Origin of the sequence: Lactiplantibacillus daowaiensis, assembly GCF_005405085.1 — a bacterium.
GTDB classification, from domain to species: Bacteria; Bacillota; Bacilli; order Lactobacillales; family Lactobacillaceae; genus Lactiplantibacillus; species Lactiplantibacillus daowaiensis.
This window is the reverse complement of sequence record NZ_BJDJ01000004.1, coordinates 36,516-62,269: the sequence shown is the minus strand read 5'-3', so window position 1 is coordinate 62,269 and position 25,754 is coordinate 36,516. Positions and strand designations below refer to the sequence as shown.

The following is a 25,754-nucleotide window of genomic DNA, read 5'->3' as shown; positions in this document are numbered from 1 at the left end:
AGTTCCGCCTGTGTAACACAGACGTTATCAGTTAGTGCTCATAAAGGTGGTACCGCGCAAATTTGCGCCCTTGAATTAGATTCAGGGGCGCTTTTTTTGTCGATTTAATTTGAAGGAGGAACTAAAGATGAGATATCAACGGCCAAAAGGTACGGCTGACATTTTGCCTGGTGAAAGTGAAAAATGGCAATATGTTGAAAAAACAGCGCGCGATGTCTTTAAAACGTATCAATTTAAAGAAATCCGCACACCGATGTTTGAAAATTTTGAAGTTTTCTCCCGTTCTGCTGGGGATACTTCAGATATTGTCACTAAGGAAATGTATGATTTCCATGATAAAGGTGACCGGCACGTGACGTTACGGCCAGAAGGAACAGCCGGCGTTGTACGGGCCTTTGTTGAAAACAAATTATATGGGCCACAAGTCTTAAAGCCCTACAAAGTTTACTACATGGGACCAATGTTCCGTTATGAACGGCCACAATCAGGTCGGTTACGGGAATTTCATCAACTTGGGGTGGAAGCCTTCGGTAGTGAAAGTGCGGCATTAGACGTTGAAGTTATTGCAATGGGGTATAACTTACTCAAAAAGTTCGGTCTAAACGATTTGAAGTTAGTGATCAATACCTTAGGCGATCAACAAACGCGTGATGATTACCGCCAAGCGTTGATCGATTATTTGGAACCACACTTTGAAGAATTGAGCGATGATTCGAAAGCGCGTCTGCACAAAAATCCATTGCGGGTCTTAGATAGTAAGGCGCCGGAAGACCAAAAGTTTGTGGTCGATGCCCCTTCAATTTTGGATTACTTAACGCCAGAAGCCAAAGCGCATTTTGAAGAAGCCAAAGCGTTATTGACAGCGTTAGAAATTCCATTTGAAATCGATGCGACGATGGTGCGTGGGTTGGATTATTATAACCACACGATTTTTGAAATTATGACTAACTCGAAATCACTTGGTCAAGGGTATACTACCATTTGTGCCGGTGGTCGTTATAATGGATTAGTTAAAGAATTAGGCGGCCCAGAAACGTCAGGGGTCGGTTTTGGCCTTGGTGTCGAACGACTTTTAGTGTTGATGGATGCGGAAAAGATTGCTTTCCCAGTTGATGATCAATTAGACGTCTATGTGGTTGGAATTGGCGACGCGGCGAATGCCACCACTTTGAAGTTGGTTCAAGCTGTCCGTGGTGCCGGACTAACTGCCGAACGGGATTACTTGAATCGGAAACCTAAAGCGCAATTCAAGAGTGCTGACCGGCTACATGCCCAATACACGATGACAGTTGGTGACAGTGAAATCGAAAATGGCGTTGTGAACTTGAAGTCCATGGCAACTGGTGAAGAAACGCAAGTTGAGATGGCAGCTGTTTTTGCAGATGTTGCGGCTGTTTTAGCCAAACAATAATTTAAGGAGGAATTGCGATTTATGAAACGAACCACTTATGCGGGCTTAGTTAACGAAGATTATTTAGGCCAAGATGTGGTCTTACAAGGTTGGGTGCAAAAGCGCCGGGACCTTGGGAGCTTGATTTTTATTGACCTCCGGGACCGTGAAGGCATTGTTCAATTAGTGTTTAGTCAAGAATTCTCACAAGCAGCTTTAGATGTTGCTGATCAATTACGTAGCGAATACGTTATTGAAGTTCAAGGAAAAGTGGTTAACCGTCATGGTGATGCCATCAATCCCAATATGAAGACTGGTAAGGTCGAAGTTGAAATTCATGATGCTAAAATCTTGAATAAAGCCAAGACACCACCATTTTATATTCAAGATAACATCAACGTTTCTGATGAATTACGTTTGAAGTACCGTTACTTAGACTTGCGGCGGCCAGAGATGCAACGCGGGTTGAAGATTCGTAATGGCATCACGCAAGCCGTCCACAGCTACTTTGATGCTAATGGGTTCTACGATATCGAAACGCCATTCTTGACTAAGTCAACGCCTGAAGGGGCGCGTGATTACTTGGTTCCTTCACGGGTTTATCAAGGTCACTTTTACGCGTTACCACAATCACCACAATTGTTTAAACAATTGTTGATGGGTGCGGGCTTTGATCGTTATTACCAAATTGCCCGTTGTTTCCGGGATGAAGATTTACGGGGTGACCGTCAACCTGAATTTACCCAAATCGATATGGAAACCTCTTTCTTGAGCGCTGAAGAAATTCAAAGCTATACAGAAGGTTTGATTAAAAAGGTCATGCATGATGTCAAAGGCATTGATGTGACGACCCCATTCAAGCGGATTACTTGGCAAGACGCGATGAATCGGTTTGGTTCTGACAAGCCGGATGTTCGGTTTGGCATGGAATTAAAGGATATGTCGGCAGTCGTCGCAGATACTGACTTTAAAGTCTTTAGTGGCGCCGTTAAAAATGGCGGTTTTGTGAAAGCTATCGCAGTTCCTGGCGGGGCTGACAAGTATTCACGTAAAGCCATCGATGCGTATGGCAGTTATGTTGAACGCTTCGGCGCTAAGGGCTTGGCTTGGATGAAGGTCACTGATGATGGTTTCAGTGGGCCAATTGCGAAGTTCTTTAAGGATGAAGCTGATTTTGAAGCCATTACCAAAGCTGCCGATGCCAAACCAGGCGACTTGCTTTTATTTGCAGCGGACAACTTTAAGGTCGTTTCTGACACCTTAGGTTATTTGCGTAAAGCCATCGCTAAAGAACTCGATCTCATTGATGATAACCAATATGCTTATCTTTGGGTTGTTGATTGGCCATTATTTGAATATGATGAAGGGATTGAACGCTGGGTCCCAGCGCATCATCCATTCACGATGCCAAATGAAGAAGATCTCCACTACTTAAATGATGGTGAAGACCCGCATAAGGCTCATGCACAATCTTATGATATCGTCTTGAACGGTTACGAATTAGGGGGCGGTTCAATCCGGATCCACACTCGCGACGTGCAAGAAAAGATGTTCAAAGCTTTGAACTTTACGAAAGAACGGGCCCAAGAACAATTTGGCTTCTTATTAGATGCTTTAGATATGGGCTTCCCACCTCATGGTGGTTTAGCGATTGGGTTAGACCGGTTTGCGATGTTGTTATCTGGTAATGACAACATTCGTGAAGTCATCGCGTTCCCTAAGAACTCCAAGGCTTCCGAACCAATGACCAATGCGCCAGCTGAAGTTTCTGACCAACAATTGGCCGATTTAGATTTATTGATCAATCGGACCGATACAACTGATGAACCAGAAGCTTAATTAACGAACTAAAAGAACGTCCAATCGATGAGACTGGACGTTCTTTTTGGTTAGTGTTAGGTTTATATTAAAATTTAATTGGAGGAATCTTAATGTCAACTACTGAAACAGCCATTTTTGCTGGCGGTTGCTTTTGGTGCATGGTCCAACCATTCGATCGTCAACCAGGCATTGTTAGTGTCGTCTCCGGCTTTACTGGCGGGCATACCGTCAACCCAACTTATGAACAAGTGAAAGCCCATGTGACTGGTCATACCGAAGCCGTTAAAATTACGTATGATCCTAGTCAAATCAGTTACGCGGCGTTACTTGAAATTTATTGGCACCAAACGGATCCAACCGATGCAATGGGGCAATTTCAAGATCGTGGCGATAATTATCGGCCGGTGATTTTTGTCAATAGTCCGGTTCAACGGCAACTTGCCGAAGCATCTAAGGCAAAACTACAAGCAGCGGAGTTGTTCGATCAACCGATTGTGACGACGATTGAAGATGTTAAGCCATTTTATCCGGCCGAAGCCGAACACCAACGGTTTTATAAAAATAATCCCGTTGTTTTTGCGGCCCAAGAAGCCGGTGGCCGGGCAGATTTTATTGCCAAACACTGGGATCAAGCGCCTAAAGTCGATTAAGTTAATGGGAGTCTGCTGAGAAGCGTGAGACTTTCGGTAGAAATGGCCAGATACCTGCTAGACGCAGTTTGGACGTGTTAAAATAACTGAGAGCAAATGTAAAGGAGCGCAAACCATGGACGACTTTCAGCAGTTGACCAAACGTCATCGTGATGTTTTTAAAGCGTCAACCGCGTTTATTTATGCCATTTTAGTTTCAGTGGCCATGAACTTTTTTTGGACCCCAGGCCATATTTATTCTTCGGGGATTACCGGATTAGCACAATTGATTAATAGTTTGATGACGAAATTCTTACCGTATCAGTTGTCGACGGCGGTATTGTTGTTTCTATTAAATGTGCCAATGTTTATTATTGCGTGGCGCTCGATTGGCCATCGTTTCACGGTTTATACATTTTTAGCCGTTGTTTTATCTAGTATCATGATTAAAGTGGTGGCACCAGAAGGCCTCACACATGACCCCATTATTTGTGCCATCTTTGGCGGCGCTTTGAACGGTTTTGGGACCGGGACTGCGTTGAAAAATGGGATTTCAACGGGTGGTTTAGATATTATTGGAATCGTGTTACGGCGCAAGACGGGTCGCAGTATTGGGACCATCAACATGGCATTTAATTCAATTATTGTGATTTCCGCCGGGGCGGTGTATGGCTGGCCATATGCCTTTTACTCCGCCTTAGGGCTATTGGTTAACGGTCGCGTCATGGATATGACTTATACCCGCCAACAAAAAATGCAAGTCATGATTATTACGAGTCGGCCTAAAACGGTGATCGATAGTGTTCAAAACCGGATTCGTCGGGGGGTCACGATCGTCCATAACGCTGAAGGTGCCTATAAACATGATGATAAGACCATCTTGTTTACGGTGATTACCCGTTATGAAATGTCAGAATTAACGGCTGCGATGGCTGAATCTGATCCACATGCATTTGTCAGCATATCAAATACAGTTAAAATTCTTGGTCATTTTTATGAGCCGGAGCCATAATTAAATCAGAATTGGGTCGTTGGGCAACCAGCGGCCCAATTTTAGATTAATCTTAAGCTTTTGGCCATCGCTCTAGGTGCTGAACTAAAGTATGCTATAATACATGGGTATATTTTGCTGAATAGAAGGGGCTGCCCGTGAAAAAAACGTTGTATATGTGGTTAGTTACCTTGGTCTCGTGGTGTTGTCATTTTAAAGCCACTGACCAGGTGATTTATTTAATGAGTTTTGCGGATAACTTGGACTTTATTCGGGCGCTGCAACAGCGCTTAGGTGCACGATTAGTCGTATATTACTTACCTGCAGCGCGTGCTGGGGCTGCGGTGCTAGCAGCCGATGGTGTGGCGGTTCAGCCATTTCATGACTCATTACGGTTTGCGGTTACTGGGATTCCGACGGTGACGCAAGCGGCAGTCGTGTATTGTGATAATTATTATGCGTTTTTAGGTGGGGTGACAATGTCACGTCATCAACGTATTATTCAAGTTTGGCATGCGGCTGGTGCGGTTAAAGCGTTTGGTTGGGGTGACCCACAAACAAGCCAGCGTGCGGCAGCTGATCAACGGCGATTCCAACGTGTTTATAATCATTTTACAGATTATGTGGTGGGATCTGAAAAGATGGGCCAAGTCTTTGCGGCTAGTTATCATGTTGATCGTAGTCGCATGCGCGTGTTAGGTTATCCCCGTTCAGATCGCTATCGTGATGCAACGTGGATCGACCAGACACGTGCGGCCATCTATCAAGCCCATCCAGATTGGCAGGATCGGCGCATCGTGTTGTATGCACCGACTTACCGTGAGGGTGTGACGTTTACATTGCCGACTGACTTTGGTCAACTAAAATTGGCCCCAGATCAGGTGCTAGTCTTGAAACTACATCCGCATTTACAAGCACAAACGGCGCAGTTGTTAGCCCAGTATCCAGACTTATTGACCACGGCAACAGACTTTAGTACTGATGAGCTATTAACGGTAACGGATACCTTGATTAGTGATTACTCATCTGTCATTTTTGACTATGCCCTCTTGCCAAATTGTCAAAAAATGGTATTCTATGTCTTTGACTGGCAAAACTATCAACAGCGTGTGGGACTACAACCTGATTTTGAGCAATGGGCGCCGGGCCCGTTAGTTCGGACTGTGACGGCTCTTAATCAGGCGTTAGCTCAACCGGCCACCGTGGCTTCGCGGCAAGCATTTAATGCATTGTGGAACGCCAAAAACGACGGTCAGGCGGTACAGCGCACTGTTGCATACTTTCACCAACAAAAACCATATCAGAATTAAGAGATAGGAAGTGGCTGAGCCTTGAAAGAGGTCGTAACGATTATTAAAGAACAATTCCAAAACTGGGGGATTATTTGGCGGATTTCCAATTATGAAGATCAAGCCAGTTATCAAAACCATTATTTGGGATTGGCTTGGGAATATTTATACCCGCTAATTCAAATTGCCATTTATTGGATCGTCTTCAGTGGTGGTTTTAAAAAAGGGAGTGACCTTGATGGGGTCTCTTACTTAATGTGGATGGTCATCGGGATTACCCCTTGGTTCTTCATGAATCGCGCTGTTTTAGATGGTTCCAAAGCAATTTATCAACGTGTCGGCATGGTTTCCAAAATGAAGTTCCCAGTATCAGTCTTACCATCGATTCGAATCGTTGGTAATTTGAATTCATTCTGGACGATGCTGGTCTTCTCAATCGCCTTAGGCTTCTTTAATGGCATCTATCCATCATTAGCTTGGTTACAATGGATTTATTACTTCTTTGCGATGATGTGCTTGATGTTTGCGTTAAGTACGTTTAATTCGACAGTTTCCGTCTTAGTGCGGGACTGGCAAATCTTGTTACAATCAATGATGCGGATGCTCTTTTATTTATCAGGTGTTTTGTTTAATTTCCAAACAACTGGTTTTCCCGCACCGTTTGTGCGACTATTAGAATTGAATCCGTTTTGGTACATTATTTCCGGTTTCCGGCAATCAATGTTTAACCAAGGCAGCGATTCCTACATGTGGAGTCGCCCACTATTGACGGTGATTTTCTGGGGCTTCGTGCTCTTAGTCTTACTAGTCGGGTCGCACTTACACTATAAGTTCCGGTCACGATTTGTTGATTTAATTTAAAAAGGGGTAACTTAATGGCTAGTATTAAACATCGTTTAATCATGGCAATTAAGATTCTCATTCGAGGTGGACTCATCGTGTTAAACGATGGGTTCATTTTGTTACCAGTCAAAAAACACAGCTTCGTCTTTGAGAGTTTTAATGGCAATGATATTAACGATAATCCGATGGCACTTTATCAAGCATTATTGCGCCAGCATCCTGAATACGCGGACCGCTGTTACTTCAATGTGAAGCCCAAGCAATATACGGTGTTACATGCGAAGTATCCAGAGATGCAATTGCTAAAACGATTCCATTTAAAATGGATCTGGGTCATGGCGCGCGCCGAATTCTGGGTCTTTAATTCACGCATGCCACGGTGGTGGCGCAAAAATGATCAAACGACTTATGTTCAAACGTGGCATGGGACCCCGTTAAAACATTTGGGGTTAGATATTGCAGATGTTGAGATTCCGGGGACCGATACGCAAACCTATCATCAAAAGTTTTTAGATGAGGCCCAGCGTTGGGATTATTTGATCGCGCCAAATCAATATTCACATGATATCTTTACCCATGCGTTTGGGTTTAGCAATCAATGGTTGGATACGGGATATCCGCGAAATGATCGGTTATATACGACAACCACTGAAGAAATTGCAACTTTGAAACAACAATTGTTAGGACGACAACCAGCAAATGTGATTTTGTATGCACCAACTTGGCGTGACGACGACTTTCAATATGTGGGTCGGTATAATTTTAAATTACCATTTGATTTGGCCACGTTTTTTGATCATGTGGCAGCTGATACGATCTTAGTTCTACGGCCACACTACTTGGTTAAAGATCATATTGATATTCGTGGCTTCGAAGATCGGGTCAAAATTCTGGCTGAGACGGATATCACCAATTTATACTTAATTAGTGATCTAATGATTACCGACTATTCATCAGTGATGTTTGATTTTGCCAATTTAAAGCGGCCACAGCTGTTTTATGCGTATGATTTAGAACATTATCGTGATCAATTGCGGGGCTTTTATTTTGATTACGAAGCTGAATTACCAGGACCATTAGTCACGACCGATACGGCTTTATATCAAGCCTTAGATGCGTATACAGCGGGACAATGGCAACCAACTTCGGCGACAGCGGCATTTTATGATCAATTCTGTCGTTGGGAAGATGGTCATGCCAGTGAAAAAGTCTTAAAACAAATTGGAATTGAGGGATGACGATGTTACGGTTAGGTTCACACGTTTCAATGAAAGCACCCAAGATGTTGTTAGGCTCGGCTGAAGAAGCCGTTAGCTATGGCGCCAATACGTTTATGGTTTATACCGGAGCGCCCCAAAATACTAAGCGTAAGCCGATTGATGAGTTAAATATTCCGGCGGCGCAAGCGGTGATGCAAGCCCATGATTTGCAACAAATCGTGGTCCATGCGCCATATATTGTGAACTTAGGCAATACCACGAAACCCGGTTACTTTGAATTTGCGACCGACTTCTTAGCGCATGAGATTCAACGGGCTGAAGCCGTAGGTGCGACACAATTGACTTTGCATCCGGGGGCTCACGTCGGTGCGGGCGCCGATGCAGCGATTGCGCAAATTATTAAAGGGTTGAATATGGTTATTCAACCAACACAAACGATTCAGATTGCGATTGAAACGATGGCCGGCAAAGGCACTGAAGTCGGACGCACATTTGAAGAAATTGCAGCCATGATTGATGGCGTCACTTATAATGAGAAGTTATCAGTCACGTTTGACACGTGTCACACTAGCGATGCGGGTTATGATATTAAAAATGATTTTGATGGTGTCCTGAATGAATTTGATCATGTGATTGGTTTGGACCGCTTAAAAGTGATTCACTTGAACGATTCTAAAAATCCACAAGGGGCTCACAAGGATCGGCATACGAATATTGGTTTAGGCACAATTGGGTTTGATACCTTGAATTATGTCGTCCATCATCCACAATTAGCTGATATTAGTAAAATTTTGGAAACGCCGTATATCGGTCCAGATAAAAAACATCAACAACCACCGTATAAGGTTGAAATTGCCATGCTAAAAGCGGGCGTCTTTAATCCCAATTTAGTTGCAGATGTTGAACAACAACGGTAAACCATAAAAAGCCAGCTGATGAAAGGTTGAATTTCATCAGCTGGCTTTTTATGTGAGACTAATTTAGTGATGCGCAGGTTCGTTGTAGCCTAAACTTTCAGTAATTAAAGTGGCTGTTTCTTCGATTGATTTGTTGGCAACGTTAATAACTAAACAACCGATCTTTTTGAAGATGTCGTTGGCATAGTCCAACTCAGCTTTGATTTCGTCGGTATTAGAGTACATTGTATCTGGGTCTAAACCGTATTGAATCATCCGTTGGCGCCGAATGGTGTTGAGCTTTTCAGGATCGTTAGTTAAGCCGAAGATCTTTTTCGGATCAACTTTCCAAATCTCATCAGGAATTTGTGCTTTCGGGACTAATGGCAAGTTTGCCACCTTGAGATTCCGATTAGCCAAGTACAACGATAATGGGGTCTTAGAGGTTCGTGATACCCCGAGTAAGACGACATCGGCTTCTAAAAAGCCAGTGGGGTTCTTACCATCATCATAAGTGACCGCAAATTCAATCGCATTAATACGATCAAAGTAGTTGGTATTTAAGTCATGCATCTTACCAGGTTTATTGGCCGGTTGTTTGTGGGTAATACCGGAGAATAAGTCTAACGTTGGTGTCATCACATCATTATAAGGTAAGTCGTTGTCACGACAGAAATTATTGACCGTTTGACTCAATTTGCGATCAACGAAAGTGTGATAAATGGTCGCATGTGCTTTTAACGCTTGCGACAAAATCGTTTGTAACAAGGATTCAGTACGGACAAAAGGAAAGCGTTGGTAAGTGACTTCTAGGTCGGCAAATTGTGCGGCACCAGCTTGTGCAACTGCATGGGCCGTTTCACCAACTGAATCAGATAAGATAAAAACTTTGATGGCTTGCATGTTAGACAACCTCATTTCAGTATCAATAGTGACTATAGTGTAGCATAGCGACCTAGTTATGAAAACGATTTATTCATGGTGAAAGGGGTGTTTGCGCGAATAATTTAAATTAAGTCAAAACTTTTGTTGACGCCGTTTTTCTATTTATGTATAATTTACTAGAACAGTTGTATTATGTAAGTATGCATAATTTGACGGTTACTTTTTAAGCTCGGAGGGAGGGAATTTTATATGGCAAAAACAGTCGTTCGTAAAAACGAATCTCTTGATGATGCTCTTCGTCGCTTTAAACGTACCGTTTCAAAAAGTGGTACTTTACAAGAATACCGCAAACGGGAATTCTACGAAAAACCAAGTGTTAAGAAGAAGTTAAAATCAGAAGCCGCTCGTAAGCGTAAGAACCGTCGTCGTTTCAAGTAATTAGTTTTTAAACTAAGACACTTGAAATGAAGGAGGGGTAACCAATGAGTTTAGTTGATACACTCAATGGTGATCTTAAAGCTGCGATGAAAGCACGCGATAAGCAAAGCCTTAGTGTTGTGCGGATGCTGAAGTCAGCTTTGATGAATGAAAAGATCAATGCTGGGCATGATTTAACGACTGAAGAAGAAGTGAGCGTGGTATCACGTGAACTGAAACAACGGCGCGAATCATTAGCAGAATTCGAAAACGCTAATCGGGAAGATTTAGTAACTGGTGTAAAAGCCGAAATTGCGATTGTTGAAAAGTACTTACCAAAACAACTGTCTGACGATGAAGTTAAACAGATCGTAGCGGATACGATTGAACAAGTCGGAGCAACCGGTAAAGGTGACTTCGGTAAAGTGATGGGTGCTGTAATGCCTAAGTTGAAAGGTCAAGCCGATGGCAAGCTGATCAACCAAACAGTTAAATCATTATTGAATTAACAGTTAACCAGGACATTTTGTCCTGGTTTTTTTTTGACACTAATTCTCGGTCCCAGTCAGTCGCTAAGCTGGTCGTGACGGGGCTTTTATGCTATGATTAGTTAACATCAAACCCACAATATGGCATTTATTTAACGTCTTATTTGTGGGGAACATTACTTTGGTAATGTTTCATAAATCTGTTAATAAAGGAGTCCATGTTTTTGACCGAAAACTCAAAATATGAACAGAAGTTTTTAATCGCAGATCCGGCACAATCAGTGGCGTTATTAGGCCCTGAAGACCAGTATATTGCGATGTTAGAAGACGGGTTGCACGTTAGTCTCCACGTATTTGGTGATCAAATTACGATTAGTGGCGACGACGAAGCAGCCGTTCATAAAACCCAAGCAGTGTTAGAAAATCTAGCACATTTAATTAAACAAAGCATTCAAGTTGGTGCCCCGGATGTGATTAGTGCGATTAAGATGGTCAATCGCGGCACTTTAGACTATTTTCAAGATTTATATGCAGAAACCTTAATTAAAGATAATCGGGGGCGTCCGATTCGGGTCAAAAACTTTGGTCAACGTCAATACGTACAAGCAGTCGGTAAAAGTGATATTACGTTTGGCATTGGCCCAGCTGGGACTGGGAAAACTTATCTAGCGGTTGTTATGGCGATTGCCGCACTAAAACGTGGTGATGTTGAGAAAATCATCTTAACCCGGCCAGCGGTTGAAGCTGGTGAAAGCTTAGGCTTCTTACCAGGGGATTTGAAAGAAAAGGTTGATCCATATCTACGACCAATCTATGACGCGTTATACGACATCTACGGTGCGGAGCATACGCAACGGTTAATGGACCGCGGGGTTATTGAAATTGCACCACTGGCTTATATGCGTGGTCGGACGTTAGATCATGCTTTCGTCATCTTAGATGAAGCCCAAAACACGACTAATGCACAAATGAAGATGTTCTTAACCCGACTGGGCTTTGGCGCTAAAATGATCGTGAATGGTGATATTTCGCAAATTGACTTACCACGCAATACGACGAGTGGGTTAATTCAAGCGGAGCGCATTTTGGATCATATTAGTAATATTTCGTTTGTGAAGTTTACTGCTGATGATGTGGTCAGAAATCCCGTCGTTGCGAAGATTATCACCGCATATGACGACGTGGAACAACGATAGACGGAGGCTGGCATGGATTTAGAATTGTTTGACCAAACCCAAGATGGTGCGCAAGCGAGTGATTTGCAATTAATTCGTGATTTAATTGTGTTAGCTGGTAAAGAATTACAATTGCGTGACGATACGGAAGTTTCGGTCACTTTGATGAATAATGATGATATTCAAAAAATTAATGAACAATATCGGGGCGTTGATCGACCAACTGATGTGATTAGTTTTGCGATGCACGATGATGACGATGATGATTTAATCGTGATGGATGATGAGTTAGCCGCCGAAATGCCTTTGAACTTAGGCGATATTATGATTTCGGTTGATAAGGTCGACGAACAGGCGCAATTTCTCCAGCACTCGCGAGAACGTGAACTTGGTTATTTAGTTGTTCACGGGTTCTTACATTTAAACGGCTACGACCACTTACAGCCGGCGGATGAAAAAGCGATGTTCCAGTTGCAAAGGAAGATTTTAGATGACTATGGACTCGCAAAATAAGCCCAAACACCCTCAAGTTGGTAAGAATCATTCATTTTGGCAGTCGTGGCAACACGCTTGGAATGGCTTAAAGACCGTCGTCAAAGAAGAACGTAATATGCAGACGCACTTGGTCTTAGGTGCCGTGGCGCTACTAGCAGGTTGGTATTTTCAATTAACGACGTCAGAATGGCTTTGGTTATGTTTGGCAATCTTTTTAGTGATGTTATGTGAAATCAACAATACCATTGCCGAGAACATTTGCGACTTGGTGACGGGACCACATTACCATCCCTTAGCAAAAAAGGTCAAAGATATTGCGGCCGGTGCCGTAGTCTTTGCGGCCGGCTTTGCTGTTTTAGTTGGCTTAATTTTATTTGTACCCAAGATTTGGCAAATTGTCTTAACTTGGTAAAAGAAAGGATAGTTACATGGCAGAAAACACAGCATTTCATTCAGGGTTCGTGGCGATTATCGGCCGGCCCAATGTTGGTAAATCAACGTTATTAAACCGGATTGTTGGTCAAAAAGTGGCCATCATGTCAGATAAAGCACAAACGACACGGAACCGAATTCAAGGGATTTATACGACTAGAGATACTCAAATGGTCTTTATCGATACCCCGGGGATTCATAAGCCACACAGTCGGTTAGGCGACTTTATGGTGAAGTCAGCGCTCTCAACTTTAGGTGAAGTGGATGCAGTCCTATTTATGATCAATGCCGATGAACGGCGTGGGGCTGGAGATAACTTTATCATCGATCGTTTGAAGAGTGTTAAGAAGCCGATTTACTTGGTCATTAATAAGATTGATCAGGTTCATCCAGATCATCTGTTAGAAATCATGGATCAATATAAGGATGCGCTACCATGGGCGGATGTTTATCCAATCTCCGCTTTGGAAGGTAATAACGTTGATGAATTGTTGACGACTCTGAAGGGTAAATTACCTGAAGGACCACAATATTACCCCGCTGACCAAATTACGGATCACCCGGAACGATTCATTATTTCTGAATTGATTCGTGAAAAAGTTTTAGAATTGACGCGCCAAGAAGTGCCACATTCAACCGCAGTCGTCATTGATTCGATTAAACGTCAAGATGAAGAAAAAATTCATATTCAAGCGACGATCATTATCGAACGGTCTTCACAAAAAGGGATTATCATCGGTAAAGGTGGTAGCATGTTGAAGAAAATTGGGTCGTTAGCCCGGCGCGATATTGAACATCTCTTGGGTGACAAAGTTTATTTGGAGCTTTGGGTCAAGGTTCAAGAAAATTGGAAAGATCGAGAAAATTTGTTGGCTAGTTACGGCTACCGGCAAGATGACTACTAGAAGCGTCAGGTGATCGCATGGCCCAACAAATGATTGCCAATTTTAATGGCATTTTATTGTATCGGCGTGATTATCGGGAACGCGATATGTTGATTAAGTTCCTGACAGCAGAATATGGTAAGAAGATGTTCTTCATTCGCGGCGCCCGCAAACGAGGGTTTAAAATGGCAGCTGAGTTATTGCCGTTTACCATGGGCGAATATGTTGGTGACTTACGTGATCAAGGGCTGTCTTATATTAACAGTGCCAAGTCAGTTCAATATTTTGAACAAATCAGTCAAGACATTGAACTCAATGCTTATGCCACGTACATCATGAATTTGATCGATGTGGCCTATCCAGATAATCAGCCGGTTGGTAGTTGGTATCAACAAATAACGAGTGCATTACAATTAATTGATCAACACGTAGCGCCGGCGCTAGTGGCCAACGTTGTTGAAATTCAATTGTTAGGGGCATTCGGTGTGGCACCGGAATTACGGTGGTGTGCGGTTTGTGGTCGGCAAGATTTACCGTTTGATTACTCGGAAAGCTATGGGGGGTTATTGTGCCAACAACATTGGCATCTTGATCCCCATCGATTGCATGCTAGTCAGGCCGCTATCTTTTATTTGCGTCAATTTTCAGTGCTGGATTTAGCGAAGGTCCATTCGATCAACGTTAAATCGACGACGGCAACGCAACTGCGCCGAATCTTAGATGAAATTTATGATAATTCGGTGGGGTTACATTTAAAGTCGAAACGCTTCATTGATCAGATGGGGAGTTGGTATCAACCGTTAAAACCCCGTTCAACTGATGTGACGCCAGAGTCAGGCATTGACAAACCCTAGGCAGTCAGCTATGATGATGAAGAACTGAATAGTTAAGTATTGATGAGAGAGAGTTACTAGGCAAACCCTTTAGTGAGACCATGGTGGTGGAAAATGGTTAGGTGACCTAGTGATTGGCGCTTTCGGAGCTTTTTACAATTAATCAAGCTGCTGAGGTTTTCTCAGAAGTAGGGTGGAACCGCGAAATCAATCGTCCCTATGTCGTTATGTTGTAACGGCAGGGGACTTTTTTTGTGCCGTGCTGTCCGATTCAGTCACTAATTTTTGGGAGGAAGAAAATGAGCAAAAAGTTATCAGTGCAAGAGATTATCTTAACCTTGCAAGAATTTTGGTCAGACCAAGGTTGTATGCTAATGCAATCTTACGATACGGAAAAAGGGGCCGGGACGATGAGTCCATATACCTTCTTACGGGCCATTGGACCAGAACCATGGAATGCGGCTTACGTTGAACCATCACGGCGGCCAGCTGATGGGCGTTATGGTGAAAACCCTAACCGGTTATATCAACATCATCAATTCCAAGTCGTGATGAAACCATCACCCGAAAATATCCAAGATTTATACTTACAAAGTTTACAAAAATTAGGTATTAATCCACTAGAACATGATATTCGCTTCGTTGAAGATAACTGGGAAAACCCATCCATGGGGTGTGCCGGTGTTGGTTGGGAAGTTTGGTTAGACGGGATGGAAATCAGTCAATTCACTTATTTCCAACAAGTCGGTGGTCTAGAAGTTGATCCGGTAACGTCTGAAATCACGTATGGCCTTGAACGCTTATCCTCATATATTCAAGATGTCAACTCAGTCTTTGACCTTGAATGGGGCGACGGTGTGAAGTACGGTGATATCTTCTTGGAACCTGAATTTGAAAATTCAAAGTATGCCTTTGAAGATAGCAATGAAGACTTATTGTTAATGTTGTTTGATGAATATGAAAAAGAAGCCAAACGACAAATTGAAAATGGTTTAGTCCATCCAGCGTATGACTATTGTTTGAAATGTAGTCATACCTTTAACTTGATGGATGCACGTGGGATGGTCTCAGTGACTGAACGGGCTGGTTACTTAGACCGAATTCGGAATATGGCAAAATCAATTGCCAAAGAATTCGTCGCACAACGTGAAAAACGGGGCTTCCCATTACTCAAACATGCACAGGAGGAAGCGAAATAATGGCTAAAACTTATTTACTCGAAATCGGGTTGGAAGAAATGCCGGCGCATGTCGTCACTCCTAGTATTTTGCAATTAAAAGAACGGTTGACGAAGTTCTTGCAAGAAGAACGCTTGGATTTTGACCAAATTAACTTATTCTCAACGCCACGGCGGTTAGCCGTTCAAATCGAAGGCTTGGCTGATAAGCAAGCTGATGTGAAAAAAGAAGTTCGGGGCCCAGCTAAAAAAATCGCGCAAGACGCTGATGGTAACTGGACTAAGGCAGCGATTGGTTTTTCTAAAGGTCAAGGGGCCTCAACCGATGATATCGTCTTTAAAGAAATCAAAGGAACTCCTTATGTCTTTGTCCAAACTTTTACGGCTGGTAAAACGGCCCAAGCTGTTTTAGCTGCTGGTATTAAAGACGTCATCACTAAGATGAACTTCCCAACGATGATGAAGTGGTCAACGTTTAGTTTCAAATATATTCGGCCAATTCGTTGGTTAGTGTCGTTATTAGATGATGAAATCGTCCCAATTCAAATCTTAGATGTTGAAGCTGGTCGGGTGAGCCGTGGCCATCGTTTCTTAGGGCATGATGTTGAAATCGCGACTGCTGCTGACTATGAAGCTGATTTGGCTAAGGAATTCGTTATTGCCGATGCGGCTAAACGAAAAGCGAAGATTCGCGATCAAATCGCGGCTTTAGCGCAAGAACATGATTGGCACATTGTCGTTAATGAAGACTTGTTGGAAGAAGTTAATAACTTAGTTGAATACCCAACCGCCTTTGCTGGGGACTTTGATACGAAATACTTGACGATCCCAGACGAAGTGTTGGTTACCTCAATGCGTGATCATCAACGTTTTTTCTATGTGACTGATGCGGATGATAACTTATTGCCACACTTTGTTTCAGTACGTAACGGTAATACTGAAAACTTACAAAATGTGGCGTTAGGGAATCAAAAGGTCTTAACGGCTCGTTTGGAAGATGCTGCTTTCTTCTATCATGAAGACCAACAACATTCGATTCAAGAATATGTGGAACGCTTAAAGAAAGTTAGCTTCCATGATAAGATCGGGACGATGTATGAGAAGATGCAACGGGTCATGTATATTGGTGACTTTTTAGCCAAGCGCTTTAACTTAAGCGAAACTGAAAAGAATCAATTGCATCGCGCTGCCCAAATCTACAAGTTCGACTTAGTCACCGGGATGGTTGGCGAATTCCCAGAACTCCAAGGGGTCATGGGTGAAAAGTATGCCGTCTTAAAGGGTGAAGATCCAGCCGTTGCCCAAGCGATTCGGGAACATTACATGCCAATCAGTGCCGATGGCGACTTACCAGCTTCAAAGGTCGGGGCAGTCTTAGCGTTAGCTGATAAGATTGATTCGATTACGAGTTTCTTTGCGGTTGGTTTAACGCCTAGTGGCTCAAATGATCCATTTGCTTTACGGCGTCAAGCCTTCGGGATGGTCCGCATTATTCGTAATCAAGGTTGGGACTTCCCAATTCGCGATTTCGAAAAGGATATCCAAGCTGAATTGGTCGCTCATGATGCGACCTTTGACCTAGACTTTGCCAAGCAAACGAAACCGGTCGCAGATTTCTTAACTGATCGGGTCAAGCAATGGTTCAGCAATCAAAAATTGCGCTATGACATTGTCGATACGGTCATTAGAGGGAGCCGTCAAGATATCCGGGAAATGTTCAAGGCTGCCGATGTATTGAACGCACAGCAAAACAATCCTGAATTCAAGGATACGATTGAAGCCTTTACCCGACTCTTACGGATTACAGCCAAAGCAGATATCGATATTGCAGATTTACAAGTTGATCCAAGCTTGTTTGAAAACGATGCAGAACAACATCTATATGATGCCGTGCAACAAGTGCAACAACAAATTACACCAACGATGAGCATGGATGACCGTTTCAAAGCCTTAGCTGGCTTACGGCCATTAATTGCGGATTACTTTGAACAAACGATGGTCATGAGTAAGGACGAAAAAGTCCGTGACAACCATTTGAAGCAACTCTTAATTATTGCTGATATGGTCAAGGTCATGGGTGATTTGAACCAATTAGTCGTGAAATAAGTTTGGCGGTAGTATAATCAAGAACAAGGTCCTTCTTTACGAAGTGACCTTGTTCTTTTTTGTTAAAAATTAAGACATACTTGACAAAAGTGTCTAATAATCGCAACTTATTGTTGCACACCTGTCAACCTTGTGATAAGATATATTTTGTAGAAATTCGCACGTTAATAGTCGCATCTCGTATTCGTGATGCGGCTTTTGAATGTTTAGCGAATTTTGGTGGATTTGTCAGTCGATTGACGTGAGAAATGGGGTGGCAAAGTGGCCAATTTGATTCCAGAAGAAAAAGTTGATCAAGTCCGGTCCGCAGTCAATATCGCGGACTTTATTGGCCAGTATGTCCAGTTAAAAAAAGCTGGTAAAAACCTATTTGGGCTATGTCCTTTCCATGAGGAACGGACGCCATCGTTTTCAGTTAATGAACAAAAACAAATTTTTCACTGTTTCAGTTGTGGTCGTGGTGGTAATGTCTTTTCCTTCATTATGGAATTGGAAAATCTTAGTTTCCCAGAAGCAGTGAGCAAGGTCGCTGATTTTGGCCATATTGACTTACCAGCAACTTATACGGCACAAGCACAACCGGCGAAGCCTAAAGATCAATTGCAAAGTGATTTGTTGGATCTTTATGCTGACAGCGCCAAGATGTATCAACATATTTTGGTCAATACCGAGTTGGGTGAATCGGCATTAGCTTATTTACATGAACGTGGGTTAGATGATCAAACCATTGCAACATTTGGAATTGGTTATGCGCCTAAAAACCAATTGTTATTGGATTTCTTTAAAGCCCATAAGACTGATTACCAATTGTTACGACAGTCGGGATTATTTATTGAAAATCAAGCTGGCGAGTTACGAGATCGGTTCGTTGATCGCGTCTTGTTTCCGATTAAAGATGCCAGTGGTCGCGTCATTGCTTTTTCCGGTCGCATTTTAACGAAGTCACCGGATGAACCCAAATATCTAAATAGTCCTGAAACTAAATTATTCAACAAACGCTCAGTGCTGTTTAACTTTGACTTGGCACGCGGTGCGATTCGCCAACGCAAAAGTGTGGTTTTATTTGAAGGCTTCATGGATGTGATTGCGGCTTATCGGGCCGGTATCCAAAATGGGGTCGCTTCAATGGGGACCAGTCTGACTAACGAGCAAATTTACATGTTGGAACGGGTGACCGACCAACTTTATATTTGTTATGATAGTGATATGCCCGGACAAAAGGCAACGGATCGAGCACTGAAGTTGTTAGGTGACAATAGTCGTTTAAACCTCGGTGTGATTCAGATGCCAGACGGGATGGACCCGGATGAATATTTGCGTGCTGCGGGTACTGAAAAGTTTGTGCAAGTCTTTGATGACGGCAAACAAACACCAACAGCCTTTGAAATGCAATATTTGCGGCATGACTTAAATTTGCAAAATACGCAGGATCAATTGACTTATTTGGCGGCCGTGTTAAAACAATTGGCCGGGTTATCGTCCAATGTGGAACAAGACCTATATTTAAATCAATTGGTCCAAGAATTCGGGTTAGATAAGGCAGATTTGCGGCAACAATTGCGGTCAGTGGTGGGCCAACAAACGGTTCACCGCCAGCCGACGCAAGCGGCACCGCCACGGTTATCGCCAGAAGCGGCGGGGCTCACCCCGCCACCGCCAAGCATTGATGGCACGCCGACTAATATGAACGCGGCGCCATTAAGTCGGGTCGAACGGGCGGAACGGCTGCTATTGTACCGACTGTTACATGATCACGATGTTTGGTTACGTGTGATGGCGTTGGCTGATTTTCATTTTGTGCATGATCAATATCAAAATATTTTAGCGGATGCCGAGGCCTATTTTAATACGCATAATCGGTTTGAATTGGCGATCTTTACGGACTTTATGACGGATGAGCACTTAAAACAAGTGGTGACCAGTTTAGAGTTCATGGATATTGCCAGTGAAACGTCAACCGAAGAAGTGGCGGATTTGGTGAATGTCATCATGAATCAACATCCCGTCGCTGAGCAAATTAATGGTAAGAAGACCGAATTAACCGCTGCTAAACAATTAGGTAATCAAGATTTAGTCCAACGGTTAACGTTGGAACTAATTGAATTATATCGACAACAACAGCAAGTAAAACAAGCTGACAACTTATAGGAGGCTACTCTTCATGGCAAAAGCAACAACTGATTATGATAAGGCCGTTAAAGCCTTAATTAAGAGTTACAAGAAAACTGGTAGCATTAAGTATGACGAATTATCAGATAAACTCGCCGCACCATACAAATTGGATGCTAACGGGATTGACAAGTTACTACAAAAGGTTGAAGATGCCGGTATCAGTGTCGTTGATGAAAACGGTGATCCTGATTCACGGGCCGTTAAGAGTGTTAAGACGGTCAGCAAGAAGGAATTAAAAGATGCTGGTTCTGCGACTGGGATCAAGATCAATGACCCAGTGCGGATGTACTTGAAAGAAATCGGTCGAGTTGACTTATTGACTGCCGATGAAGAAGTTGCATTGGCCTTGCGGATCGAACAAGGTGACGAAACTGCAAAACAAGAGTTGGCGGAAGCTAACTTGCGGTTGGTGGTTTCAATTGCGAAGCGGTATGTTGGTCGGGGCATGCAATTCTTGGACTTAATTCAAGAAGGTAACATGGGCTTGATGAAAGCCGTTGAAAAGTTTGATTACCGTAAAGGGTTTAAGTTCTCAACGTACGCCACTTGGTGGATTCGGCAAGCGATTACGCGGGCTATTGCGGACCAAGCGCGGACGATTCGGATTCCAGTACACATGGTTGAAACGATTAACAAGTTGATTCGGATTCAACGGCAATTACTCCAAGACTTAGGGCGTGAACCAACACCAGAAGAAATTGGGGCTGAAATGGATATGCCAACGGAAAAGGTTCGCGAAATCTTGAAGATTGCGCAAGAACCAGTTTCATTGGAAACGCCAATCGGTGAAGAAGATGACTCACATTTAGGTGACTTCATTGAAGACCAAGATGCGACGTCACCAGCCGATGCGGCGGCTTATGAATTATTGAAGGAACAATTGGAAGGCGTGCTCGATACATTAACTGATCGGGAAGAAAACGTCTTGCGGTTACGGTTTGGTTTAGATGATGGTCGGACCCGGACTTTGGAAGAAGTTGGTAAAGTCTTTGGGGTAACCCGGGAACGGATTCGTCAAATCGAAGCGAAAGCCTTACGGAAGTTGCGCCACCCATCACGGAGTAAGCAACTTAAAGATTTCTTAGAATAACAATCGTCAAAAAGCCTGTGTGATCAGTTAGAAGCTGGTCACACAGGCTTTTTTTTGGATCGATTTAAGGCTTTAGGTGGTTAAATGTAACGTCGTCCGCTGGCGTTGTTCGTAGCGCCAATAGGCAACCAGTAGCAAAATGATAATTAAGACTTGCATCGAAGATAAAACGAAATCAGTTAACCCATACGCTAAAATAATGGGTAATGTCATCCCAAAATACCGTAAGTTAGGCATTGGTTGATGTTGTTGCCAGCGCTTGGCCAGATGCCAGCCATTGGCGGCAATTAAAGCCACAAAACCCAGTCCCCCTAAAATGCCAAATGACGCCAGTAGCATGATAAAAATATCATGGGCGTGTGGGACATAGGTGCCGGTCAGTTTGAGGTATTGTTTGGCAAAGCCGAAATAGGTGACGCCAAACCAAGGGGCATTTTTAAATAAGGCGAGGCTGTTTTGCCAAATCGTTAAGCGTGACGACCAAGCTGTTCCCCAAGAATAACTACGGGGCAGTAAATTCAAGGCGATGGCGCTCATTAAAGCAGTGCTTAGGGTGGTCATGACACCGTAACGCCAATTTAAATGATAGCTGGTGCCGATGACCAATACTAACATTAAGATCAGCCCGGTTCGCGATTGCGTTTGATAGATGCCGATCATTAATAGGCTAGTTGTCAGCCAATCTAAGTAGCGTTGGTGGTGTGATGAACCGATGACGTTGGTTTGGTGACCGAATTGAGCTAAGAATAGGCCGAGTGCGATTAGGAGCAAGCAACAGGCGTCATTGGGATTATAGGCAGAACCGAATAGCCGGTCTTGATTAGCCGCATAGCCCCATAATAGGTCACCAGCTAAAAACTTGAGCCAAGTTGGCAGGTTGACCCATTGATTGAGCCAGTGGAAGATATTGCCACTAATGGTGATGTAGATGCCGAATTGAATAATAAATTGTCGAATCTGAGCCAATGTGAGCAGGTGGGCCGAGCGACGACATAACAGCCATAAGTTCATTAATACGATTAACATTAAACAAGATAAGATGTCACTGTGATAGTCATGGCGATTGAAGTTTAAAACGGTAATCCCCAGTAACAATAAGATGAAACATAAGACTTGGTCATGCCAGATCGATTTGGGGTGGCGAAATAGTTTGAGCCATTGCCAGCGGCTTAAGTACACGAGCCACCCAATGCCGATGGGTGGCAAAATGGCGAGGAGTTTTAAGCCAAGTAAAAATTGATCAGCCGTTAACTCGTGTTTTTTTAACATGTTTAACGCAAGCTTTCTCTCTAATTTTTAAAGTCATCTGTCCATTATGCCATGTTTTTGTCACCGGCCTGGAGTTCTTAAGCAAAACTTAGCTTTCTTCACCAGAACTTATGATTTAGTTGACTTAGCAACTAACACTTTCCAGTTGTTAATTTAAAAATAAACGGTTTTGAACGGTTAATCAGTTTCGCAACATGGTAAAATGAAACCAGTTACTTAATTTAATTTAAAAAGGGGTTATGTCGGTGGATGCCAAACATTTATCAAAACGATTAGCAACGGTGGGCGCCTTTGTGCCTGCGGGAGCCCGGGTGGCCGATATTGGCTCGGATCACGCCTATTTACCGGCGAATTTAGCGTTAAATCACCAAATCAGTTATGCAGTGGCGGGCGAGGTCGTTAAAGGCCCATTTGAAAATGCCCAACATGAAATTAAAAAATTAGCCTTAACTACGATCGTTCAGACACGTTTGGCCGATGGGTTAGCGGCGATTCAACCAGCTGATCAGATCGATACGATCACGATTGCTGGGATGGGTGGTCCATTGATTCGTCATATTTTAGCGACCGGTGAGGCTCAGTTGATCGGTGTTAAACGGTTGGTCTTACAACCAAATGTTGGTGCCGAAACGGTTCGCGATTGGTTGATGACGCATCAATTTAAATTGGTGGCCGAACGAATCTTGGCCGAAGATGGGCATACGTATGAAGTTTTAGTGGCTGACCGGACGACAACGGCGGTAACCTATTCAGCCGCTGAATTATTGTTTGGTCCATATTTATTAGCAGAAAAGTCACCGGTCTTTGTCGAAAAGTGGCAACATGAATTACAACGGGCCCAAGCGGCGGTCCAACAAATGCAGCAAGCGAAAGTCGCACCAACCGCCCATTTAGATGCGGCCCAAGCCAAAATTGCGTTAATCAAGGGAGTCTTGGAAGATGCTGGCAAGTGAGTTAATTGCTCGATTTGAAGAATTTGCACCATTGAAGTTGAAGTGGCACCATGATCCAACAGGGTTACAGATTGGTGATCCTAATCAAGAAATCCATAAAGTTTTAGTGACATTAGATGTGCGCCCAGAAGTTGTCGACGAAGCCATTGCGGTGGGCGCGGATATGATTTTTGCCCATCATCCCGTGATGTTTCGCCCCGCTGATAATTTAGACTATCAAGATCCACAAAAGGCCATGTATGGCAAGATTGCTGCCCATCATATCCTAGTGTATGCCGCACATACAAACTTGGATTGTGCGGATGGTGGCATGAATGATTGGCTCGCCCAAGCGTTGCGCTTGCAACAGGTGACCGGGTTAGTGCCTGGTTATCGAGAACCAGCTGTGCGCTTGACGGTGACCGTGCCAGCTGCCCAATCGGAACGGGTACAAGAATGTTTAACTAAGCGTCATCAGGCAACAGTCGATCGGTATGCCTTTAATTCGGGTGCCCAGTTTAGTGTTGACTTGTTGCAAGCTAACCTGAGTGGGGCACTTGCTGAAATTAAGACGCTCATTGGGAGTGATGCTTGGGATTACCAAGTCATGCCGTTACTAACTGGTGGCCATCAATATAGTATGGGCCGTATCGGCGACTTAGCAAAACCAATGACGGTGCAAGACTTTGCAGCCGAATGTAAACGCGTGTTTCACGTTGATGGCTTGCGGCTTGTGAGTCAGCATCCCGATCAATTGATCCAGCGGGTCGCAGTATTAGGTGGTGACGGTGGTAAGTTTTATCATGACGCCTTACAAAAAGGCGCCCAAGTCTACGTGACTGGTGATGTTTACTACCATACTGGCCATGATATGCTAGCGTCAGGGTTATCAGTAATTGACCCTGGTCATCATATTGAAAGTATTTGTAAACCCCACTTGACGCAATTGTTTAAACAGTGGCAAGTGGCCGAAGATTGGCCATTAAAAGTGGTAGCGTCACAACTTAATACAGATCCATTTACCTTTATTTAAAACCATATTTTGGAGGATGATTGACATGGCAAAATACCCACATTTAATTTCTGACTTTTTGAGTTTTGTAAAGATTAATAGTCGTTCGGATGAAAGTTCGACCACGATTCCATCATCACCACGCGAAACCGCGTTTTTAACCCAATTAATGACTAAATTAACGGCCTTAGGGTTAAGCGATGTTGAACAAGATGAACAAAGTGCTTACGTCTTTGCGACGGTACCAGCGAATACTGATGCGGATGTGAAAACATTAGGGTTCATTTCACATATTGATACCGCTGATTTTAATAGCGAAAATATTCAGCCACAAATCGTAGAAAACTATGATGGTCAATCGATTATCAAACTTGGTCAAAGTGGCTATGAACTTGATCCTAAGGTCTTCGGTAATCTAAAAAACTATGCCGGTCATACATTGATTACGACTGACGGGAACACATTATTAGGTGCCGATGATAAATCTGGGGTCGCTGAAATTATTAGTGCGGCCGAATACTTATTAGCTCATCCAGAAATCAAACACGGCAAGATTCGCTTGGCCTTTGGTCCAGATGAAGAAATCGGGACGGGGGCTGATCACTTCAACGTGCCAGCTTTTGGTGCGGATTGGGCGTATACCGTTGATGGTGGTCCATTAGGTGAATTGGAATATGAAACCTTCAATGCGGCCCAAGCTGTGGTAACGGTCGCTGGGGTTGATGTGCATCCAGGTGAAGCTACTGGGGTGATGGTTAACGCATTGCAATTAGCCGTTGAATTCCAAAGTGCCTTACCAGCACACGAAAATCCAGCCGAAACGAGTGGTCGCGAAGGCTTCTATCACTTATTAAGCTTGAATGGGACGGTCGACAATGCGAAGTTAGTTTATATCATTCGTGACCATGATCGTGCGAAGTTTGAAGACCGTAAAAAGACGTTCCAAGCGGCCGCTGATGCCATCAATGCGCGCTACGACGTTGAACGGGTCCATGTTGACATGAAAGATCAATATTACAACATGCGTGAAGTGATCGAAAAAGACATGACTGTTGTGGAATTGGCTAAACAAGCGATGCATGAATTAGATATTGAACCAAAAATCTTCCCAGTTCGTGGTGGGACTGATGGCTCTAAAATCTCATTTATGGGCTTACCAACACCGAACTTGTTTGCTGGTGGTGAAAACATGCACGGCCGATTTGAATTTGTTTCCGAACAAGTGATGGCTCGCGCCGTTGACGTAGTGCTTCAAATTGTGGCGGATAATCTCAAAGAAGCAAAATAATAGGCAAGACCGTCGATTCG

The 25,754-nt window shown here is 43.4% G+C and carries 24 protein-coding genes; 22 read left to right on the top strand and 2 right to left on the bottom strand.

The window, feature by feature from the left end:
• Positions 1-127: 127 nt before the first annotated feature.
• The 8 genes from hisS (at position 128) to FFM75_RS03885 (ending at position 9,100) form a co-directional block, all read left to right on the top strand.
• Complete coding sequence (gene hisS / locus FFM75_RS03920) at positions 128-1,411, top strand: histidine--tRNA ligase (protein ID WP_137627889.1); 1,284 nt, start codon at positions 128-130, stop codon at positions 1,409-1,411.
• A gap of 21 nt (positions 1,412-1,432) precedes the next feature.
• Complete coding sequence (gene aspS, locus FFM75_RS03915) at positions 1,433-3,229, top strand: aspartate--tRNA ligase (RefSeq protein ID WP_137627888.1); 1,797 nt, start codon at positions 1,433-1,435, stop codon at positions 3,227-3,229.
• A 92-nt stretch (positions 3,230-3,321) separates the two neighbouring features.
• On the top strand, positions 3,322-3,861 hold the full coding sequence (gene msrA, locus FFM75_RS03910) for a peptide-methionine (S)-S-oxide reductase MsrA (RefSeq protein WP_137627887.1): 540 nt from the start codon (positions 3,322-3,324) through the stop codon (positions 3,859-3,861).
• A 115-nt stretch (positions 3,862-3,976) separates the two neighbouring features.
• Positions 3,977-4,852, top strand: a complete 876-nt coding sequence (locus tag FFM75_RS03905) for a YitT family protein (RefSeq protein WP_137627886.1) — start codon at positions 3,977-3,979, stop codon at positions 4,850-4,852.
• Positions 4,853-5,007: 155 nt separating this feature from the next.
• Positions 5,008-6,141, top strand: a complete 1,134-nt coding sequence (locus FFM75_RS03900) for a CDP-glycerol glycerophosphotransferase family protein (RefSeq protein ID WP_137627973.1) — start codon at positions 5,008-5,010, stop codon at positions 6,139-6,141.
• 21 nt (positions 6,142-6,162) lie between these two features.
• Positions 6,163-6,981, top strand: a complete 819-nt coding sequence (locus tag FFM75_RS03895) for an ABC transporter permease (RefSeq protein ID WP_137627885.1) — start codon at positions 6,163-6,165, stop codon at positions 6,979-6,981.
• Between the two features lie 14 nt (positions 6,982-6,995).
• Positions 6,996-8,201, top strand: a complete 1,206-nt coding sequence (locus FFM75_RS03890) for a CDP-glycerol glycerophosphotransferase family protein (RefSeq protein ID WP_137627884.1) — start codon at positions 6,996-6,998, stop codon at positions 8,199-8,201.
• A 2-nt stretch (positions 8,202-8,203) separates the two neighbouring features.
• Positions 8,204-9,100, top strand: coding sequence for a deoxyribonuclease IV (locus FFM75_RS03885; protein ID WP_137627883.1), 897 nt, complete (start codon positions 8,204-8,206; stop codon positions 9,098-9,100).
• 63 nt (positions 9,101-9,163) lie between these two features.
• On the opposite strand, the gene FFM75_RS03880 is transcribed toward FFM75_RS03885, so the two are convergent.
• Positions 9,164-9,982 carry a pyruvate, water dikinase regulatory protein gene (locus FFM75_RS03880; RefSeq protein WP_137627882.1) on the bottom strand — a complete coding sequence of 273 codons (819 nt, stop codon included), beginning with the start codon at positions 9,980-9,982 and terminating at the stop codon, positions 9,164-9,166.
• Between the two features lie 231 nt (positions 9,983-10,213).
• Here FFM75_RS03880 and rpsU point away from each other — a divergent pair, with 231 nt between their 5' ends.
• The 11 genes from rpsU to rpoD all read left to right on the top strand — a co-directional run bounded on the left by rpsU (position 10,214) and on the right by rpoD (position 21,233).
• A complete protein-coding gene (rpsU, locus tag FFM75_RS03875) occupies positions 10,214-10,402 on the top strand; it encodes a 30S ribosomal protein S21 (protein ID WP_003638914.1) in 189 nt (62 codons plus the stop codon).
• Positions 10,403-10,446: 44 nt separating this feature from the next.
• The gene (locus tag FFM75_RS03870) at positions 10,447-10,890 is read left to right on the top strand and encodes a GatB/YqeY domain-containing protein (protein WP_137627881.1); all 444 of its coding nucleotides are present in this window, start codon (positions 10,447-10,449) and stop codon (positions 10,888-10,890) included.
• A 197-nt stretch (positions 10,891-11,087) separates the two neighbouring features.
• Positions 11,088-12,065 carry a PhoH family protein gene (locus FFM75_RS03865; protein WP_137627880.1) on the top strand — a complete coding sequence of 326 codons (978 nt, stop codon included), beginning with the start codon at positions 11,088-11,090 and terminating at the stop codon, positions 12,063-12,065.
• 12 nt (positions 12,066-12,077) lie between these two features.
• A complete protein-coding gene (ybeY, locus tag FFM75_RS03860; protein WP_137627879.1) occupies positions 12,078-12,557 on the top strand; it encodes an rRNA maturation RNase YbeY in 480 nt (159 codons plus the stop codon).
• Positions 12,541-12,951, top strand: a complete 411-nt coding sequence (locus FFM75_RS03855; protein WP_137627972.1) for a diacylglycerol kinase family protein — start codon at positions 12,541-12,543, stop codon at positions 12,949-12,951. The genes ybeY and FFM75_RS03855 overlap by 17 nt, the downstream gene beginning before the upstream one ends.
• A 16-nt stretch (positions 12,952-12,967) precedes the next feature.
• A complete protein-coding gene (gene era, locus FFM75_RS03850) occupies positions 12,968-13,876 on the top strand; it encodes a GTPase Era (protein ID WP_137627878.1) in 909 nt (302 codons plus the stop codon).
• Positions 13,877-13,905: 29 nt separating this feature from the next.
• Positions 13,906-14,709 carry a DNA repair protein RecO gene (recO, locus tag FFM75_RS03845; protein ID WP_137627971.1) on the top strand — a complete coding sequence of 268 codons (804 nt, stop codon included), beginning with the start codon at positions 13,906-13,908 and terminating at the stop codon, positions 14,707-14,709.
• Between the two features lie 278 nt (positions 14,710-14,987).
• Entirely contained in the window at positions 14,988-15,887 is a 900-nt protein-coding gene (gene glyQ, locus FFM75_RS03840) for a glycine--tRNA ligase subunit alpha (RefSeq protein ID WP_137627877.1), read from the top strand.
• The gene (gene glyS / locus FFM75_RS03835) at positions 15,887-17,971 is read left to right on the top strand and encodes a glycine--tRNA ligase subunit beta (protein WP_137627876.1); all 2,085 of its coding nucleotides are present in this window, start codon (positions 15,887-15,889) and stop codon (positions 17,969-17,971) included. The genes glyQ and glyS overlap by 1 nt, the downstream gene beginning before the upstream one ends.
• 261 nt (positions 17,972-18,232) lie before the next feature.
• Positions 18,233-20,119, top strand: a complete 1,887-nt coding sequence (gene dnaG / locus FFM75_RS03830) for a DNA primase (RefSeq protein WP_137627875.1) — start codon at positions 18,233-18,235, stop codon at positions 20,117-20,119.
• Positions 20,120-20,132: 13 nt separating this feature from the next.
• On the top strand, positions 20,133-21,233 hold the full coding sequence (gene rpoD, locus FFM75_RS03825) for an RNA polymerase sigma factor RpoD (RefSeq protein ID WP_137627874.1): 1,101 nt from the start codon (positions 20,133-20,135) through the stop codon (positions 21,231-21,233).
• A 72-nt stretch (positions 21,234-21,305) separates the two neighbouring features.
• On the opposite strand, the gene FFM75_RS03820 is transcribed toward rpoD, so the two are convergent.
• On the bottom strand, positions 21,306-22,502 hold the full coding sequence (locus tag FFM75_RS03820) for an O-antigen ligase family protein (protein ID WP_137627873.1): 1,197 nt from the start codon (positions 22,500-22,502) through the stop codon (positions 21,306-21,308).
• 245 nt (positions 22,503-22,747) lie between these two features.
• On the opposite strand from FFM75_RS03820, the gene FFM75_RS03815 reads away from it, so the two are divergent.
• Genes FFM75_RS03815 through pepT form a run of 3 tightly spaced genes read left to right on the top strand, consistent with a single transcriptional unit; the run spans position 22,748 to position 25,734 of the window.
• Positions 22,748-23,455 (top strand): tRNA (adenine(22)-N(1))-methyltransferase, encoded by a 708-nt coding sequence (locus FFM75_RS03815; protein ID WP_137627872.1) that lies wholly within the window; start codon positions 22,748-22,750, stop codon positions 23,453-23,455.
• On the top strand, positions 23,442-24,467 hold the full coding sequence (locus FFM75_RS03810; RefSeq protein ID WP_137627871.1) for a Nif3-like dinuclear metal center hexameric protein: 1,026 nt from the start codon (positions 23,442-23,444) through the stop codon (positions 24,465-24,467). The genes FFM75_RS03815 and FFM75_RS03810 overlap by 14 nt, the downstream gene beginning before the upstream one ends.
• 25 nt (positions 24,468-24,492) lie before the next feature.
• Positions 24,493-25,734 carry a peptidase T gene (gene pepT, locus FFM75_RS03805; RefSeq protein ID WP_137627870.1) on the top strand — a complete coding sequence of 414 codons (1,242 nt, stop codon included), beginning with the start codon at positions 24,493-24,495 and terminating at the stop codon, positions 25,732-25,734.
• The last annotated feature ends 20 nt before the right edge of the window (positions 25,735-25,754 follow it).

Excerpts from the sequence above, each read along its gene's own strand:
- hisS (WP_137627889.1), top strand. The coding sequence starts at position 128 with ATGAGATATCAACGGCCAAAAGGTACGGCTGACATTTTGCCTGGTGAA.
- aspS (WP_137627888.1), top strand. The coding sequence starts at position 1,433 with ATGAAACGAACCACTTATGCGGGCTTAGTTAACGAAGATTATTTAGGC.
- msrA (WP_137627887.1), top strand. The coding sequence starts at position 3,322 with ATGTCAACTACTGAAACAGCCATTTTTGCTGGCGGTTGCTTTTGGTGC.
- FFM75_RS03905 (WP_137627886.1), top strand. The coding sequence starts at position 3,977 with ATGGACGACTTTCAGCAGTTGACCAAACGTCATCGTGATGTTTTTAAA.
- FFM75_RS03900 (WP_137627973.1), top strand. The coding sequence starts at position 5,008 with ATGTGGTTAGTTACCTTGGTCTCGTGGTGTTGTCATTTTAAAGCCACT.
- FFM75_RS03890 (WP_137627884.1), top strand. The coding sequence starts at position 6,996 with ATGGCTAGTATTAAACATCGTTTAATCATGGCAATTAAGATTCTCATT.
- FFM75_RS03885 (WP_137627883.1), top strand. The coding sequence starts at position 8,204 with ATGTTACGGTTAGGTTCACACGTTTCAATGAAAGCACCCAAGATGTTG.
- FFM75_RS03880 (WP_137627882.1), bottom strand. The coding sequence starts at position 9,982 with ATGCAAGCCATCAAAGTTTTTATCTTATCTGATTCAGTTGGTGAAACG.
- rpsU (WP_003638914.1), top strand. The coding sequence starts at position 10,214 with ATGGCAAAAACAGTCGTTCGTAAAAACGAATCTCTTGATGATGCTCTT.
- FFM75_RS03870 (WP_137627881.1), top strand. The coding sequence starts at position 10,447 with ATGAGTTTAGTTGATACACTCAATGGTGATCTTAAAGCTGCGATGAAA.
- FFM75_RS03865 (WP_137627880.1), top strand. The coding sequence starts at position 11,088 with ATGTTTTTGACCGAAAACTCAAAATATGAACAGAAGTTTTTAATCGCA.
- ybeY (WP_137627879.1), top strand. The coding sequence starts at position 12,078 with ATGGATTTAGAATTGTTTGACCAAACCCAAGATGGTGCGCAAGCGAGT.
- FFM75_RS03855 (WP_137627972.1), top strand. The coding sequence starts at position 12,541 with ATGGACTCGCAAAATAAGCCCAAACACCCTCAAGTTGGTAAGAATCAT.
- era (WP_137627878.1), top strand. The coding sequence starts at position 12,968 with ATGGCAGAAAACACAGCATTTCATTCAGGGTTCGTGGCGATTATCGGC.
- recO (WP_137627971.1), top strand. The coding sequence starts at position 13,906 with ATGATTGCCAATTTTAATGGCATTTTATTGTATCGGCGTGATTATCGG.
- glyQ (WP_137627877.1), top strand. The coding sequence starts at position 14,988 with ATGAGCAAAAAGTTATCAGTGCAAGAGATTATCTTAACCTTGCAAGAA.
- glyS (WP_137627876.1), top strand. The coding sequence starts at position 15,887 with ATGGCTAAAACTTATTTACTCGAAATCGGGTTGGAAGAAATGCCGGCG.
- rpoD (WP_137627874.1), top strand. The coding sequence starts at position 20,133 with ATGGCAAAAGCAACAACTGATTATGATAAGGCCGTTAAAGCCTTAATT.
- FFM75_RS03820 (WP_137627873.1), bottom strand. The coding sequence starts at position 22,502 with ATGTTAAAAAAACACGAGTTAACGGCTGATCAATTTTTACTTGGCTTA.
- FFM75_RS03810 (WP_137627871.1), top strand. The coding sequence starts at position 23,442 with ATGCTGGCAAGTGAGTTAATTGCTCGATTTGAAGAATTTGCACCATTG.
- pepT (WP_137627870.1), top strand. The coding sequence starts at position 24,493 with ATGGCAAAATACCCACATTTAATTTCTGACTTTTTGAGTTTTGTAAAG.